Annotated in this window: 15 protein-coding genes; 6 read left to right on the forward strand and 9 right to left on the reverse strand. The window is 63.4% G+C overall.

What is annotated here, in order from left to right:
- Positions 1–12 precede the first annotated feature (12 nt).
- Together AC0L2O_RS18240 and AC0L2O_RS18245 are read right to left on the reverse strand one after the other, a co-directional pair.
- Positions 13–345: a hypothetical protein gene (locus AC0L2O_RS18240; RefSeq protein ID WP_409188092.1), complete on the reverse strand. Its 333-nt coding sequence runs from the start codon at positions 343–345 to the stop codon at positions 13–15.
- A 109-nt stretch (positions 346–454) separates the two neighbouring features.
- A complete protein-coding gene (locus tag AC0L2O_RS18245; protein ID WP_473370669.1) occupies positions 455–859 on the reverse strand; it encodes a hypothetical protein in 405 nt (134 codons plus the stop codon).
- Between the two features lie 154 nt (positions 860–1,013).
- Here AC0L2O_RS18245 and AC0L2O_RS18250 point away from each other — a divergent pair, with 154 nt between their 5' ends.
- Positions 1,014–1,244: a hypothetical protein gene (locus AC0L2O_RS18250; protein ID WP_369722697.1), complete on the forward strand. Its 231-nt coding sequence runs from the start codon at positions 1,014–1,016 to the stop codon at positions 1,242–1,244.
- A gap of 61 nt (positions 1,245–1,305) precedes the next feature.
- On the forward strand, positions 1,306–3,300 hold the full coding sequence (locus AC0L2O_RS18255) for a pyrroloquinoline quinone-dependent dehydrogenase (RefSeq protein WP_473370765.1): 1,995 nt from the start codon (positions 1,306–1,308) through the stop codon (positions 3,298–3,300).
- 46 nt (positions 3,301–3,346) lie between these two features.
- Here AC0L2O_RS18255 and AC0L2O_RS18260 read toward each other — a convergent pair whose 3' ends face one another.
- Entirely contained in the window at positions 3,347–3,589 is a 243-nt protein-coding gene (locus AC0L2O_RS18260; protein WP_369722700.1) for a PilZ domain-containing protein, read from the reverse strand.
- Positions 3,590–3,769: 180 nt separating this feature from the next.
- On the opposite strand from AC0L2O_RS18260, the gene AC0L2O_RS18265 reads away from it, so the two are divergent.
- Entirely contained in the window at positions 3,770–4,063 is a 294-nt protein-coding gene (locus AC0L2O_RS18265) for an HdeA/HdeB family chaperone (RefSeq protein ID WP_369722701.1), read from the forward strand.
- Positions 4,064–4,172: 109 nt separating this feature from the next.
- On the opposite strand, the gene AC0L2O_RS18270 is transcribed toward AC0L2O_RS18265, so the two are convergent.
- On the reverse strand, positions 4,173–4,637 hold the full coding sequence (locus AC0L2O_RS18270; protein WP_409188094.1) for a PaaI family thioesterase: 465 nt from the start codon (positions 4,635–4,637) through the stop codon (positions 4,173–4,175).
- Between the two features lie 316 nt (positions 4,638–4,953).
- Between AC0L2O_RS18270 and AC0L2O_RS18275 the strand changes: the two genes are divergently transcribed.
- Both AC0L2O_RS18275 and AC0L2O_RS18280 read left to right on the forward strand, forming a co-directional pair.
- Complete coding sequence (locus AC0L2O_RS18275) at positions 4,954–5,253, forward strand: hypothetical protein (RefSeq protein ID WP_369722702.1); 300 nt, start codon at positions 4,954–4,956, stop codon at positions 5,251–5,253.
- A 100-nt stretch (positions 5,254–5,353) separates the two neighbouring features.
- Positions 5,354–5,608, forward strand: a complete 255-nt coding sequence (locus AC0L2O_RS18280; RefSeq protein ID WP_369722703.1) for a hypothetical protein — start codon at positions 5,354–5,356, stop codon at positions 5,606–5,608.
- 12 nt (positions 5,609–5,620) lie between these two features.
- Here the strand turns inward: AC0L2O_RS18280 and AC0L2O_RS18285 are convergent, their stop codons facing one another.
- From AC0L2O_RS18285 to AC0L2O_RS18300, 4 genes are all read right to left on the reverse strand, one after another.
- Positions 5,621–5,854: a DUF6894 family protein gene (locus AC0L2O_RS18285; protein ID WP_369722704.1), complete on the reverse strand. Its 234-nt coding sequence runs from the start codon at positions 5,852–5,854 to the stop codon at positions 5,621–5,623.
- A gap of 168 nt (positions 5,855–6,022) precedes the next feature.
- The gene (locus tag AC0L2O_RS18290; RefSeq protein ID WP_369726716.1) at positions 6,023–6,211 is read right to left on the reverse strand and encodes a hypothetical protein; all 189 of its coding nucleotides are present in this window, start codon (positions 6,209–6,211) and stop codon (positions 6,023–6,025) included.
- 1,258 nt (positions 6,212–7,469) lie between these two features.
- Positions 7,470–7,694, reverse strand: coding sequence for a hypothetical protein (locus tag AC0L2O_RS18295; RefSeq protein ID WP_369722706.1), 225 nt, complete (start codon positions 7,692–7,694; stop codon positions 7,470–7,472).
- 195 nt (positions 7,695–7,889) lie between these two features.
- Positions 7,890–8,075 (reverse strand): hypothetical protein, encoded by a 186-nt coding sequence (locus tag AC0L2O_RS18300; RefSeq protein WP_473370670.1) that lies wholly within the window; start codon positions 8,073–8,075, stop codon positions 7,890–7,892.
- Positions 8,076–8,357: 282 nt separating this feature from the next.
- On the opposite strand from AC0L2O_RS18300, the gene recA reads away from it, so the two are divergent.
- Positions 8,358–9,446, forward strand: a complete 1,089-nt coding sequence (gene recA / locus AC0L2O_RS18305) for a recombinase RecA (protein ID WP_369722708.1) — start codon at positions 8,358–8,360, stop codon at positions 9,444–9,446.
- 472 nt (positions 9,447–9,918) lie between these two features.
- Here the strand turns inward: recA and gcvP are convergent, their stop codons facing one another.
- Complete coding sequence (gene gcvP / locus AC0L2O_RS18310) at positions 9,919–12,801, reverse strand: aminomethyl-transferring glycine dehydrogenase (protein WP_473370766.1); 2,883 nt, start codon at positions 12,799–12,801, stop codon at positions 9,919–9,921.
- Positions 12,802–12,849 lie beyond the last annotated feature (48 nt).

The raw sequence follows: 12,849 nt of genomic DNA on the forward strand, positions 1-12,849 counted from the left end.
TACGATGTCTTATCAATAGCGGTCGTCGCCGACACCGACGCCCACGCTGACGCCGGGCGTGCGAATGCCGACGCCGGCACGCGGGCCGTCATCCCAGTCGCGATATGTGCGGCGCTCGTAGTAGCGCTCGCGCGGCATCCTCGCGTAGGAGTCACGCACGATCACACGCGCGCCACCATGGGTCCGGTAGCAATTGCCGACGTCATCGCAGACCAGCCGGACCTCCTGAATGAGATCGGGGCTGGTGTATTCGCTGGTGGTGTAGAGATCGGCGGCCTTGGCGCCCCCAATCGCGGCCAGGGCGCCGACGCCGGCCACCAGGGTAATCGCGAGTGTCCTCATCATCTGCTCCTCCGAAACTGCCCTCGGCGGTAACAAGAAAGCGAGCCGGTGATCGTTCCGGCGGAACTGCATGTTTTTCCCAGGCCGCATCTTGCGTCGGCATCATCCGTTGCTAGATCGGCTCGTAAATTTCCGACCCGCAGATGTCGTCAGCTTCGGCGCGCCGCCGATCGACGACCTTTCCCTCGGCGATTGTCACGATGTAGGTCTGGAGGCCGAGCGCCGAGCCGGTCGCGGAGGTCAGTTGCGCGCGGACGCAGGCTGTCCAGCCAAGTCCACGCACCTCGTGACGGGGCGGGGCGACGTGTACCTCGCGCGGATAGGACGTGTTGAGGAAGACCACGTCGATCTGCTCGCGGACCACGCGCTTGACATCGGGGGGCGGTTCGGGCGGCGGCTGCTCGGCCTCCTTGATGCGCATGAATTCGGGCACGGGCGCACGACTGTCGGCAAAGCCGCAAGCACCGAGCGTGAGCGCGCCAACCAGCAGCGCCATATGAGCAATAATCCGCAACATCCGTGAAGTTCCCCCCGCGGGCCAACAGATAGGCGCGAATACGACCGGGCGAAGTCCTGGCTGATCAACATTTGCTGAAGCGGTGGAAGCCGCAGCATTTGCTATTACGGGATTGCAGGCTAGTTTGTACCTCGGACGAGGGGGGATCGCGCCAATGAGGATTTTGGTCACGGCAGCCGCGGTGTTGGCGCTGACGGCGGCCTCGGCGCAGGCCCAGATGGGCGGCGGCAGGCGCGGGCCCAACGAGGGACCGAAGACGGACAACAAGCCCAAGGTCGACGAAAAGGCCTACAAGGCCGCGCTCGAGCGCATTCCCGAATCCAAGGAGAAGTATGATCCCTGGAGCGGGGCCCGCCCAAGCGACCCCGCTAAGAAGTCGAAATAAGCAAAGCGGGAGACCGGCGTTGCTGACCCGCCTGCGACATCTGGTCGGCGTTGTCGCGCTCCTGCTGCTGGCGGCGCGAACCTGCTTCGCCTGGGAGAGTTGGGGCGGCGATCCCGGCGGTTCGCGCTTCTCGCCATTGCGAGAGATCACGCCTGACAATGTCGGCAATCTGATTCGGGCCTTCGAATTTCACACCGGCGATCTGGCGGCGCGTCCGCCCGAGGTGATGCGGCGCACCAAGTTCGAGGCGACGCCGCTGTTCGTCGAGGACAGCCTGATCCTCTGTTCACCTTTCAACGAAGTGATCGCGCTCGATCCCGGCACGGGCGCGCAAAAGTGGCGATACGATCCGAAGATCGCCACCGATCAGCGTCCGGCCAATCGCTATGTCTGCCGCGGCGTCACCTACTGGGTCGATGACAAGGCGCCTCTGGATGCCGCCTGTCGATCGCGCATCTTCATGGGTACGAACGATGTCCGCCTGATCGCGCTTGATGCGAAGACCGGAATCCCCTGTGCCGGGTTCGGCAATGGCGGTGAAGTCCGGCTCGAGATCGGCATGCCGCTGGAATGGCCTGGCGAATTCCAGATCACCTCGCCGCCGGCGGTGGGCCGTGGCGTGATCGTGGTTGGCTCCTCGATCGGCGACAATCGTCGCGTCGATGCGCCAAGCGGCGTGGTGCGCGCGTTCGATGCGCGCAGCGGTCAGCCGCGCTGGACTTTCGAGCCGCTCAAGCGCGACGGCATCGAAGCGGGCCACGCCAATGTCTGGGCGGCGATGTCGGTTGACGAAGCGCGCGGACTTGTGTTCCTGCCGACGTCCTCGCCATCGCCGGATTTTTGGGGCGGAAAACGACCCGGCAACAACGAGCACGCGAATTCCGTGGTGGCGCTGCGCATCGAGACGGGCGAGCTCGCATGGGCGTTCCAGACCGTCCATCACGACGTCTGGGACTACGATCTGCCGGCGCAGCCGACGCTCGCGCGCATCGACACCGGCGAAGGCCAGCGCGATGTCGTGATCCAGCCCACCAAGCAGGGGTTTGTCTTCGTGCTCGATCGCGACACCGGCAAGCCGCTGTGGCCGGTCGAGGAGCGCGCGGTGCCGCAAGGCGGGGCGGAAGGCGAAAAACTATCGCCGACGCAACCGTTCCCGACCCACGTGCCGGCGCTGACCTCGCAGACGATCTCGACCGACGATGCGCTCTCGTTCCCGCCTGGCCTGCGCAGTTCGTCCTGCGAACAGCAGTTCGCACAGGCCCGCAACGAGGGGCTGTTCACACCGCCCTCGACGCAAGGCACGCTGGAGTTTCCGTTCACCGGCGGCGGCGTGAACTGGGGCAGTGCGGCATTCGATCCGGTCAACCAGATCCTCTACGTCAACACCAGCCGTGCCGCGCATCTGATCAAGCTGATCCCGCGCGCGGATGCGGCGGGCTTCAATCCGCCGCCGGGCCATGATTTCGGTCGGCAGCAGGGCGCGCCGTTCGCGATGTCGCGTTCGGTCGTAACGTCGCGGCTCGGGATGATCTGTGTAAAGCCGCCCTGGGGCGAGATGGTCGCCGTCGACCTCAAGGCTGGCAAAACGCTCTGGCGATCCGCCGTCGGAACCACCGAGGATCTGGCGCCGCTTGGGATGCCCTTGCCATGGGGCACACCGCTTCTGAGCGGCGTCGCCATTACCGGAGGCGGCCTGGTCTTCACCGGCGCGATGGACGCGTACTTGCGCGCTTTCGATGCGCGAAACGGCAGAGAGCTGTGGCAGGGCCGGTTGCCGGTGCCGGGGGTCGCCAATCCGATGACCTATCTCTGGAAGGGCGAGCAGTATGTGGCGATCGGCGCCGGCGGCCATTCCGAAGCCGGCACCTCGATCGGCGACAGCGTCGTTGCGTTCCGGCTGGCGCGGCCGGGCGAGGGGCCGTCGTTGTGGTCGCGCACGATCGATCGTCCCGGCGGACGATTTTTTGCGGGGTTGTCAGCGCTTGCGCTCGCGATCATCGCGTTGGTCATCGCGGGCCTGCGCTGGCGTCGCCAGCGTCGTATCAGGCAGGCGTGAGGATTGCGCCGCGCATGTGATGCGAAGTTCGTTCACATCACGGATGTCACTGCACGAAGGTGAGGCCGAGGCGCTTGTCGCTCCGCCAGATCGTGCGGCAATTTCGCACGAAATTATCGCGCGAGATCGACAGCGTGAAGGATTGCGGCAATATGGCGAGGCCGTCGAGATCAACCGCGGCGCCGCCGGCCGACATATTACGCACCGTGCACGCGATGCCGCCGCCTTGAAAGGTGATCCTTCCACCCTTGAAAACACGGTAGCGCTGCGCTGCACGCTTTTCGGTCATTCGCGTTAATCCATAACGAGGAATGTAAGCTAGTGTATGGAAATTACGTTGAACTAAACTCAATACTGGCGCTACTTGCAGAGCTCTTCAGACTGCGTTTACCACGTTGAAACGGAGAATTCCTCCGCCGACTTTCCCCAAGAGACTTTCGTTCATGGCCTTACGCCGATGGAGATAATGATGAAGACCACATTTTCGATCTTGTTCGTCGCAGCTCTCTCGCTGTCGTCCGTTCCCGCTCACGCCACCAAGCTTGACCTCTCGACCATGAGCTGCAAGCAGTTCCTCGAGAGCGGCGACGACACCATCAAGCTGGTGCTGACCTGGATGGACGGCTGGTACAAGGGCGACGAGGACAACGCCATCATCGATACCGACGTGTTCGTCGACAACGCCAAGAAGTTCGGCACCTATTGCGGAAAGAATCCGACGGTGAGCATCGTCACCGCGGCCGACGAAGTGCTCGGCAAGTAGGGTTTTGAAAGGCAACGCCTGAAGCGCGCTAGCGCTTCGGGTTGCCTGCGTGATCTGCATTGAGAGCCGCGGCGCATTTGGCTTGCACTGCGGCTCTCGTCGTTTCGGATCATCCGGGCAGCATCGCGAACGCGCTCGACACCATCGCGACCTGCTTGTTGTCGCTGGCGGAAAGCAGGGTGACGCGGCCAAAACTCATGGTGCGTCCGAGCCGCACGACGCGGGCATCCGCCAGCACGTCCGATGACGAAACCGCGCGCATGAAATGCGTGGTCTGGTCCACCGTAGTCATCGGACGATAGCCGCGGTTGGCGGCCAGGTTCGCGATCACCATCGCGGTGTCGGCAAGCGCCATCAGCGCCTGGCCGCATACCACGCCGCCGTGCCGGCACAGCCGTTCCGAAAACGCCATGCGCAACAACGCGCCCGGCTGCCAGTCCGTCGCGCCCGGCGGCGGGACGTGATCGATGCTTTCGACGGAGAGGTCGAGATCCTGGACCCAGGGCGCAAAGACCTCACCGAGGATGCGTCTCGCGTCGGCGATGCCGAACTCGGCTACTGGCTGCGATGGCATAATGGCGGTTTCCTCGCGTGTTGCCGGATATTTCGGCCATTCTGCCCGCTTTGGCGTGGCAAAGTCACCCGGTTCTGCGTCGGCTTGAAAATGCCCGACTTCGCCCGCTATGATGGCAAGCTTGGGAGCGGGTGGATGATGTTGCGTCGATGTGTGCTCGTGTTTTGCCTAGCGGCGCTGGGTCTGGCGCTGAATGGGTGTACCAGGTGCGGGCCGATCTGGGATGACTGGCTGCATTCGCCGAAATCGTGCAGATCGGATCGGCTCTAGCGGCCGTGAGGCTCCACCCCCCCCATCGATGATCAAGGAGTAGATGATGAAGCTTTTCCGTATGGCGGCAGTGCTGCTGGCTGTGCTGGCGGGACCGGCCTATGCGCAGGAAATGCCCCATATTAATTTGATGCAGGATGGCCCGGCCAAGACCCCGGAGGAAGAGGCCGCGCAGGCCGAACGCGACAAGGCTTACAAGGAAACGCTGAAGAAGATTCCGGACGCCAAATCGTCCAACGATCCCTGGGGCGGCATGCGCTCCGACCCTCCGAAGCAGGCGGCAGCGCCGAAAGCGTCCGCGACCAGCGCGCCCAAGAAGACCAAGGCCGGCACCGCGGCCAATTGACCGCAGCCGCGGTCGGGACCGCTGACGTCTCCGGCGGGACTCCCCTTCGCCCGGCCCGCAACCTACATTCGCAACAAGTGTTGCGTCGAGGAGGCAGGATATGGCGGATCGTCCGCGGGATCTCGCCGAGCGGATGGCGCGCCGGCACAAGGCGGCTACAAAACCGGGCGACCGGGCGGGCGACGGCTATCTGCGTGAGAGCTTCACCTTGCCGCGCGCCGCCGCGCGGGCAAGAGCGCAGGCCTTCTTCGCCCGCTATCCCAAAGCCGGCTATATGAGCGAAGTCGAAACCTGGCGCGAATTGCCGGGCGGCGACATCGAATTCACCATGCGGCGGCTGCCCAGCGCCGACTAGCGCCGGTCGGGCCTAGTCGAGGGATTCGGCGACGATGCGGATGCGGAACACCGGCTCCTTGGCTTCGTCGAGCAGTTCCATGTGCCATTCCGAGTTTTCCTGGAGCTTGCGGGAGATGCCCGCGGCCATGTCGGCGCAGACGGCGGTCATTTCCTTCCAGGCCGAGGCGCGATCGGCGAACTCAGTCGCATGCTCGGCGCAGCCGGAATAGTGGCCGTTCCGGATTCGAAAGAAATAGAGTGCCATGGCTGGTACCGATCGCATATGGCCGCGCCCCGAGCCCATATGGGCGTCCCAGTGCAATCCCAAACCGCGGGCAGATCAATTCCGGTCGTCTACGGAATACGCCTTGCGGGGGCGCCGCGGCCCGGTTGCCCGCGCCCGTAGCGGTCCAGCCGATTCCGGCCGTCTTGCTCAGGCCGTTTTGCGCGCGAGGGCCTTCAGCTCGCGATCGATACGCAGTTGCACGCGACGGATCGCCAGGAGTTCGATCTTCGTCTCGGTCCTCCCCGTTTTGGTCTGGTCGCCAATCCGGAATTGCCACTGCCAGACCCCTGGAATGGCTGTCCTTGCAATCGTGAACTCTACTCCCCTGCGATTCATGGTCACCTCCACGATTCGACTTTCCATGACTGCTAACATGTCGGGAATCCCGATATTCCGCTGACGCGCAAAAATTTCCCGGTAAGTCATGGATACTTCACGGAAAATCCTGAAAGCGCGCGCGGTTCGAAACAAGCGAAATCAAATTCCGAAAGGCGGCGCCGTCGCACCCCATGGAACGGACACCGCAGCTGCCCTTTCGGTCAGGAACTCCGTTCATGGCCGGAGAACCACGGATGATTTCGCGGTTCCAATACGGGACCGCGGCCATTCGATGGAAATGCCGGTGTCCGAGCTTTTCCACCTTTGCGTGCGCTGCTACTATGCCCGTGACGTGTGGAGGCCGCGCCGGCGATCGCGCGGAAGGGGAAGACGTGAACTGGCTAAGACATCTCGCCGTGCGCTGGGGCGCACGAAATTTCTCGTTGGTCTGTCCGCACTGCCGGCGGCCCGCCTCCTCCCTTGCGTTCAAGCGTGGGCGCTTCATGCTCGGTGACGAAAATCTCGTGTGCGAGCGGTGCGGCGAGACCGGCCTTGTCACCTTGTGGCGTTTCGAGGGATTGTCGGGCCAATCCGGTTGCACTGATGCGCGCCAAGGCGGGACGCTGGCGAATTCCCCGCACGGATTGCACGCAGGCGAAGCGCGGGACGAAGAAGCGTTCGAACTCGCCACGACACATGCCACGAAAAGAGCCCCGCCTGGGCAGAGCCAAGCGGGGCGACAGGTTATTGGAGGCTGAGGTGCTGGGCTGCAACACCATAGCCAAGCGACCCTAGTCCGCTCAGCTTACGGCAGCCTGACAAGCGGGACGAATGGGATCCGAAACTGCCGGCGCATAGGCTGCCGCTGAGAGAGGCCCTCGCATCCCAATTCAGACATCCGATCGCACAACTTAGGACACAACCGTTGGCGACACTTTGAACGCACGGCAAAGCCATGGGGGAAACGTGGCGGGCCGATAGCGGGGTGCATCATGGACAGGGTAGAGCGGTCATTCGCCGCCGCGACGGCGGCTGGATTTGTGGTGTTGATCATCGGCATCGTGCTGCTGGCGCTGATGTAGGGCGCGGGCGGGGGAGGCCGCTGATGAAAATCGCGAAAACAACCCCATGCAAAGTAGAATCGGGGTTGGCTCGGTCATCGTTCAGGCCGCAATTGAGGTGGTATTCTACCTTCATTGCAATCGATTCGCCCGTGGTGGCTTTTTTCGCGATTGATTGAGCTTGGGGATGAAAGAGGCCGCCCACTGAGGCGGCCTTACTTCGGGATGCCGAATTCCTTAGCGGCTACCTTGGCAATTTCATTGGGATCGTGAGTGCCAAGTGCGTCAATCTCGATGATCTTGCGGGCGACGATCTCGCAGAGCGGGTCGTCGCGATCCACCAGGCTCAGGCTGCGCAACGTGAATGCAAATGCCCGATTCAGCCGTTCGAGTTGTTCCGGCTCGATCTTGCCTTCCCTGAAAAGCCGATTGATCGGCATGGCCCCTGCACCTTGCACGCGGCACTGCGTACTTGGGGAACCTATCCTGAAATGAGGCCACTGCAAAATTCAAATTAGGTCACTAGGGGTTAAAACAGGCCAGCGCCTGAAGCCGCTTGATGACGTGAAGCGACCTAAGGACGACACGAAAGAGGCCGCCAACTGAGGCGGCCTCTTTCAGCGCCTATTTATCTGCTAATCGCATCTTATGCTTGATCCATTGGTGGCGCACACGTGCCCCCACGAATAGCCTATTCCTGACCCGGTATCGTAGTACTTGAAATCAAACCCAGGAATATGGATCTGGAGGAGAAGATTCGGTTCCCCGCCCGAAACCATTTCCAGTTCGTCGCACGAAAGCAGATTGATTTCGCGTTCCATGTCTCCGTCTCCTGTTGTTCAACGAAGCGACCATCCGCCTCGTTAGGTTGAGGAGACTAGATGCCCCACCGCGCAACGTGCCGTGAGGCAGATCACGGAATTAAAAACCGGCCACTGCGGTTTTCAAAACAGGCCACGGCTGTCGGAAACAGGCCAGCACCAAAATCCGGAAAAGAACATATTGCGAACTGAGAACAAATAGGGTACATTGCTTTTATCGACGAGCTGCCTCGCCAATCGTTTGTCCCTCAGCCGAATCCTCGCCATAAGGAGCACGACCTGATGTCCACCACTGCCCTGCGTATCGTCGAAGGATCTTCCATGGACAAGAGTAAAGCTCTCGCCGCCGCGCTCTCCCAGATCGAGCGCCAGTTCGGCAAGGGCTCGGTGATGAAGCTCGGCAAGAACGACCGTTCGATGGATGTCGAGTCGATTTCCTCGGGCTCGCTGGGGCTCGATATTGCGCTTGGGATCGGCGGACTGCCGAAGGGGCGTGTCGTCGAGATTTATGGGCCGGAATCCTCGGGCAAGACCACGCTGGCGCTGCATACGGTGGCGGAAGGGCAGAAGAAGGGTGGCATCTGCGCCTTCATCGATGCCGAGCACGCGCTCGACCCGGTCTACGCGCGCAAGCTGGGCGTCAATATCGACGAGCTTCTGATTTCGCAGCCCGACACCGGCGAGCAGGCGCTGGAAATCTGCGACACGCTGGTTCGCTCCGGCGCGGTCGATGTGCTGGTGATCGATTCGGTCGCGGCCCTGGTGCCGAAGGCCGAGCTCGAGGGCGAGATGGGCGATGCGCTGCCGGGCCTCCAGGCGCGGCTGATGAGCCAGGCGCTGCGCAAGTTGACCGCCTCGATCAACAAGTCCAACACCATGGTGATCTTCATCAACCAGATCCGGATGAAGATCGGCGTGATGTACGGCTCGCCGGAAACCACCACCGGCGGCAATGCGCTGAAATTCTACGCCTCGATCCGTCTCGACATCCGCCGCATCGGCGCGATCAAGGAGCGTGACGAGGTGGTCGGCAACACCACGCGCGTGAAGGTGGTGAAGAACAAGCTGGCGCCGCCGTTCAAGCAGGTCGAATTCGACATCATGTACGGCGAGGGCGTGTCCAAGATGGGCGAGATCCTTGATCTCGGCGTCAAGGCCGGCATCGTCGAGAAGTCCGGTGCGTGGTTCTCCTACGATAGTCAGCGCCTCGGTCAGGGCCGCGAGAACTCGAAAGCGTTCCTCAAGGCCAATCCCGACATCACCGCCAAGATCGAGACCGCGATCCGCCAGAACTCCGGTCTGATCGCCGAGCAGATTCTCGCCGGCAGCCCCGAGCGCGACGCCGATGGCGAGGAGCCGGCGGACGAGTAAAGCCTAAACACGAAGAGTATTTCGCGAGGAGCGGGCGCTGAGGACGTTGAGTTGCCGACGTCGTCAGTGCCCGTTTCGTTTTGGCGGCTGGACCCAAATACATTCTCAGGCTGCATTGTGATGGTGGCCAAGTCTAGGCTTGGCTGATGCTTGCTAGCGCCGGTTCGTAGTCAAGGGAGCAGCCTATGTCGCCGGCGAGGACGATTTCTGCCGCCACAACCTGATCGACCGCTGGTGGGGCGGCACGCACCTGACCAATGGACGGCTCTGGCGCTGGGACCGCGAAGGCCGTTCGCTGGTTGCGCCGTAGATACGCATCAGAACTGTAGGGTTGGCAAAGGCGCGCTCTTCGCGCGCCGTGCCCACCATCTTTCCGCGAGTGTTGCAGCAATGGTGAGCACGCTTCCGCGTTCGCTCTTCGAGCTACGGCGGACAAGCCGCTTTGCCCACCCTACGAAACCTTCGTCTGGTCCTACTCCGCTGCCTCCGCACAATCGCTCACCGGCGGGCACGAGCACACCAGATTGCGGTCGCCGTAGACGTTGTCGACGCGGCCGACCGGGCTCCAGTATTTGTCGGTGCGCGAACTCCCCGCGGGGAAGCAGCCCTCGGCGCGGGTGTAGGCGCGGGCCCAACTGTCGTCGGCGATGTCGTGCACGGTGTGGGGGGCGTGGCGCAGCGGCGATGCTTCGATCTTGAAGCGGCCGGCCTCGACCTCGGCGATCTCTTTCCGGATCGCGATCATGGCGTCGCAGAAACGATCCAGCTCCGCTTTGGACTCCGATTCGGTCGGCTCGATCATCAGCGTGCCCGGCACCGGAAAGCTCATGGTGGGCGCGTGGAAGCCGTAGTCGATCAGGCGCTTTGCGATGTCGTCGACGGTGACGCCGGACGTCGTCTTGAGCGCGCGGGGATCGACGATGCATTCATGCGCGACGCGGCCCTTTTCGTTCTTGTAGAGCACCGGGAAGTGCGCATCGAGACGCGCGGCGATGTAGTTGGCGTTGAGGATCGCGATCTCGGTCGCGCGCTTCAAGCCGTCGCCGCCCATCATCAAGATGTAGATGTAGGAAATGGTGAGGATCGAAGCCGAGCCGAACGGCGCGGCCGACACCGGGCCGACTGCCGCATCCGCGTTCCCTGCGGGATGGCGATTCTCGGGGTGTCCGGGCAGGAACGGCGCGAGATGCGCCTTCACGCCGATCGGGCCCATGCCCGGGCCGCCGCCGCCATGCGGGATGCAGAAGGTCTTGTGCAGGTTGAGATGGCTGACATCGGCGCCGTAGTCGCCGGGCCTGCTAAGGCCGACCTGCGCGTTGAGGTTGGCGCCGTCGAGATAGACCTGACCGCCATGGCCATGGACGATCTCGCAGATCTCGCGAATGTGCTCCTCGAACACGCCATGCGTCGAGGGATAGGTGATCATGACCGCGGCGAGATCGGTCGAATGCTTCTCCGCCTTGGCACGGAGATCATTGACGTCGACGTCGCCGTTCTTTTCGCAGGCGACCACCACCACGTCCATGCCGACCATCGCGGCCGAAGCCGGGTTGGTGCCGTGGGCGGAGGAGGGGATCAGGCAGATCTTGCGATGCGCCTCGCCGCGCGCCGCATGATAGCCGCGAATGGCCAGAAGCCCGGCATATTCGCCTTGCGCGCCTGAATTCGGCTGGAGCGAGATCGCGTCATAACCGGTGATGTCGCACAGCCATTTTTCCAGCAGCGCGAATAGGGCGTGATAGCCGCGTGCCTGCTCGCGCGGCGCGAATGGATGCAGCGCGCCGAATTCCGGCCAGGTCAGCGGCATCATCTCGGTGGTCGCGTTCAGCTTCATGGTGCAGGATCCCAGCGGAATCATCGCGCGATCGAGTGCGAGATCGCGGTCGCTGAGCTTGCGCATGTAGCGCAGCATCTCGGTCTCCGAGCGATGCGCGTGGAACACCGGATGGGTGAGGAAGGAGGTACCGCGCTTCAGCGTCTCCGGCAGCGCCTCGCGCGTGGTGGCATCGATCTCGGCGTAAGCGAGCGTGCAGCCGAAAGCGCGCCAGACCGCTTCGACCGTCGCCGGCGTCGTAGTCTCGTCCAGCGCAATGCGCAATGTGCCATCGCCGAGACCGAGATTGATCTTCTCGGCGGTCGCGCGCGCGCCGATCTCGTCGCGCTTGCCGCCGGCATCGACCGTCACGGTGTCAAAGAAGCTATCGGACTGTAGCGCAAAGCCGAGCTTGCGCAGGCCGGCCGCGAGCACGGCCGTGCGGCGATGGGTATTGCGCGCGATCTGCGAGAGGCCTTCGGGCCCGTGATAGACCGCGTACATCGAGGCGATCACGGCGAGCAGCACCTGCGCGGTGCAGATGTTGGAGGTCGCCTTCTCGCGACGGATGTGCTGCTCGCGGGTCTGGAGCGCGAGGCGATAGGCCGGCATCCCGCGCGAATCCACCGAGAGGCCGACGATGCGGCCCGGCAACGAGCGCTTCAGCGCATCGCGCACCGCCATATAGGCCGCGTGCGGCCCGCCATAGCCCATCGGCACGCCAAAGCGCTGCGCCGAGCCGATCGCGATGTCGGCCCCGAGCTCGCCCGGCGAGGCGAGCAGTGTCAGCGCCAGCAGGTCGGCGGCAATGATCGCGAGCGCGCCCTTGGCGTGCAATGTCGCGATCGCGGGCCTGAGATCGCGCACGGCGCCCGACGAGCCCGGATATTGCAGCAGCGCACCCAGCACGTCGGTCTTGTCGAGATCGGTGAGGGGATCGCCGACGATCAGGGACCACCCCAGGGGCTCCGCGCGGGTGCGCATCACCGCGAGCGTCTGCGGATGCACGTCCTTGTCGACGAAGAAGGCTTTCGCTTCGACCCGCGAGTGCCGCTCGGCGAGGGCCATGGCTTCGGCCGCAGCGGTCGCCTCGTCGAGCAGCGAGGCGTTGGCGACGTCGAGCCCGGTGAGATCGCAGATCATGGTCTGGAAGTTGAGCAGCGCCTCCAGCCGGCCCTGGCTGATCTCGGGCTGATAGGGCGTGTAGGCGGTGTACCAGGCCGGATTTTCCAGGACGTTGCGCTGGATCACTGCGGGCAAAATCGTGCCGGAATAGCCTTGGCCGATCAGCGAGGTGAAGACCTGATTCTCGCGCGCCAGCTCGGCCATGTGCGCGATTGCCTCGGTCTCGCTCAAGGGCTTGCCGAGATCGAGCGGCGCGGCCTGCCGGATCGAGGCCGGCAGCGTTTCCGCCATCAGCGCGTCGACGCTTTTGGCGCCGACCGTCTCCAGCATCGCGGCGACGTCGCGCGCCGACGGGCCGATATGGCGGCGAACGAAACTGGCGACGGTGTCGCCGTTGGATTTGCGGTGCGCGGTCATCATGGGTCCTCGCTTTAGATCATCTGTCGCCGTCATGCCGCGCCTTGT

The organism is Bradyrhizobium sp. Kon10, from assembly GCF_055807395.1.

What these genes read in the sequence shown, in the direction of transcription:
- AC0L2O_RS18300 (WP_473370670.1), bottom strand. Translation starts at nt 8,075, where the DNA reads ATGGAACGCGAAATCAATCTGCTTTCGTGCGACGAACTGGAAATGGTT.
- gcvP (WP_473370766.1), bottom strand. Translation starts at nt 12,801, where the DNA reads ATGACCGCGCACCGCAAATCCAACGGCGACACCGTCGCCAGTTTCGTT.
- AC0L2O_RS18290 (WP_369726716.1), bottom strand. Translation starts at nt 6,211, where the DNA reads ATGAATCGCAGGGGAGTAGAGTTCACGATTGCAAGGACAGCCATTCCA.
- AC0L2O_RS18275 (WP_369722702.1), top strand. Translation starts at nt 4,954, where the DNA reads ATGAAGCTTTTCCGTATGGCGGCAGTGCTGCTGGCTGTGCTGGCGGGA.
- AC0L2O_RS18245 (WP_473370669.1), bottom strand. Translation starts at nt 859, where the DNA reads ATGTTGCGGATTATTGCTCATATGGCGCTGCTGGTTGGCGCGCTCACG.
- AC0L2O_RS18270 (WP_409188094.1), bottom strand. Translation starts at nt 4,637, where the DNA reads ATGCCATCGCAGCCAGTAGCCGAGTTCGGCATCGCCGACGCGAGACGC.
- AC0L2O_RS18260 (WP_369722700.1), bottom strand. Translation starts at nt 3,589, where the DNA reads ATGACCGAAAAGCGTGCAGCGCAGCGCTACCGTGTTTTCAAGGGTGGA.
- AC0L2O_RS18240 (WP_409188092.1), bottom strand. Translation starts at nt 345, where the DNA reads ATGATGAGGACACTCGCGATTACCCTGGTGGCCGGCGTCGGCGCCCTG.
- AC0L2O_RS18285 (WP_369722704.1), bottom strand. Translation starts at nt 5,854, where the DNA reads ATGGCACTCTATTTCTTTCGAATCCGGAACGGCCACTATTCCGGCTGC.
- AC0L2O_RS18280 (WP_369722703.1), top strand. Translation starts at nt 5,354, where the DNA reads ATGGCGGATCGTCCGCGGGATCTCGCCGAGCGGATGGCGCGCCGGCAC.
- AC0L2O_RS18265 (WP_369722701.1), top strand. Translation starts at nt 3,770, where the DNA reads ATGAAGACCACATTTTCGATCTTGTTCGTCGCAGCTCTCTCGCTGTCG.
- AC0L2O_RS18295 (WP_369722706.1), bottom strand. Translation starts at nt 7,694, where the DNA reads ATGCCGATCAATCGGCTTTTCAGGGAAGGCAAGATCGAGCCGGAACAA.
- recA (WP_369722708.1), top strand. Translation starts at nt 8,358, where the DNA reads ATGTCCACCACTGCCCTGCGTATCGTCGAAGGATCTTCCATGGACAAG.
- AC0L2O_RS18250 (WP_369722697.1), top strand. Translation starts at nt 1,014, where the DNA reads ATGAGGATTTTGGTCACGGCAGCCGCGGTGTTGGCGCTGACGGCGGCC.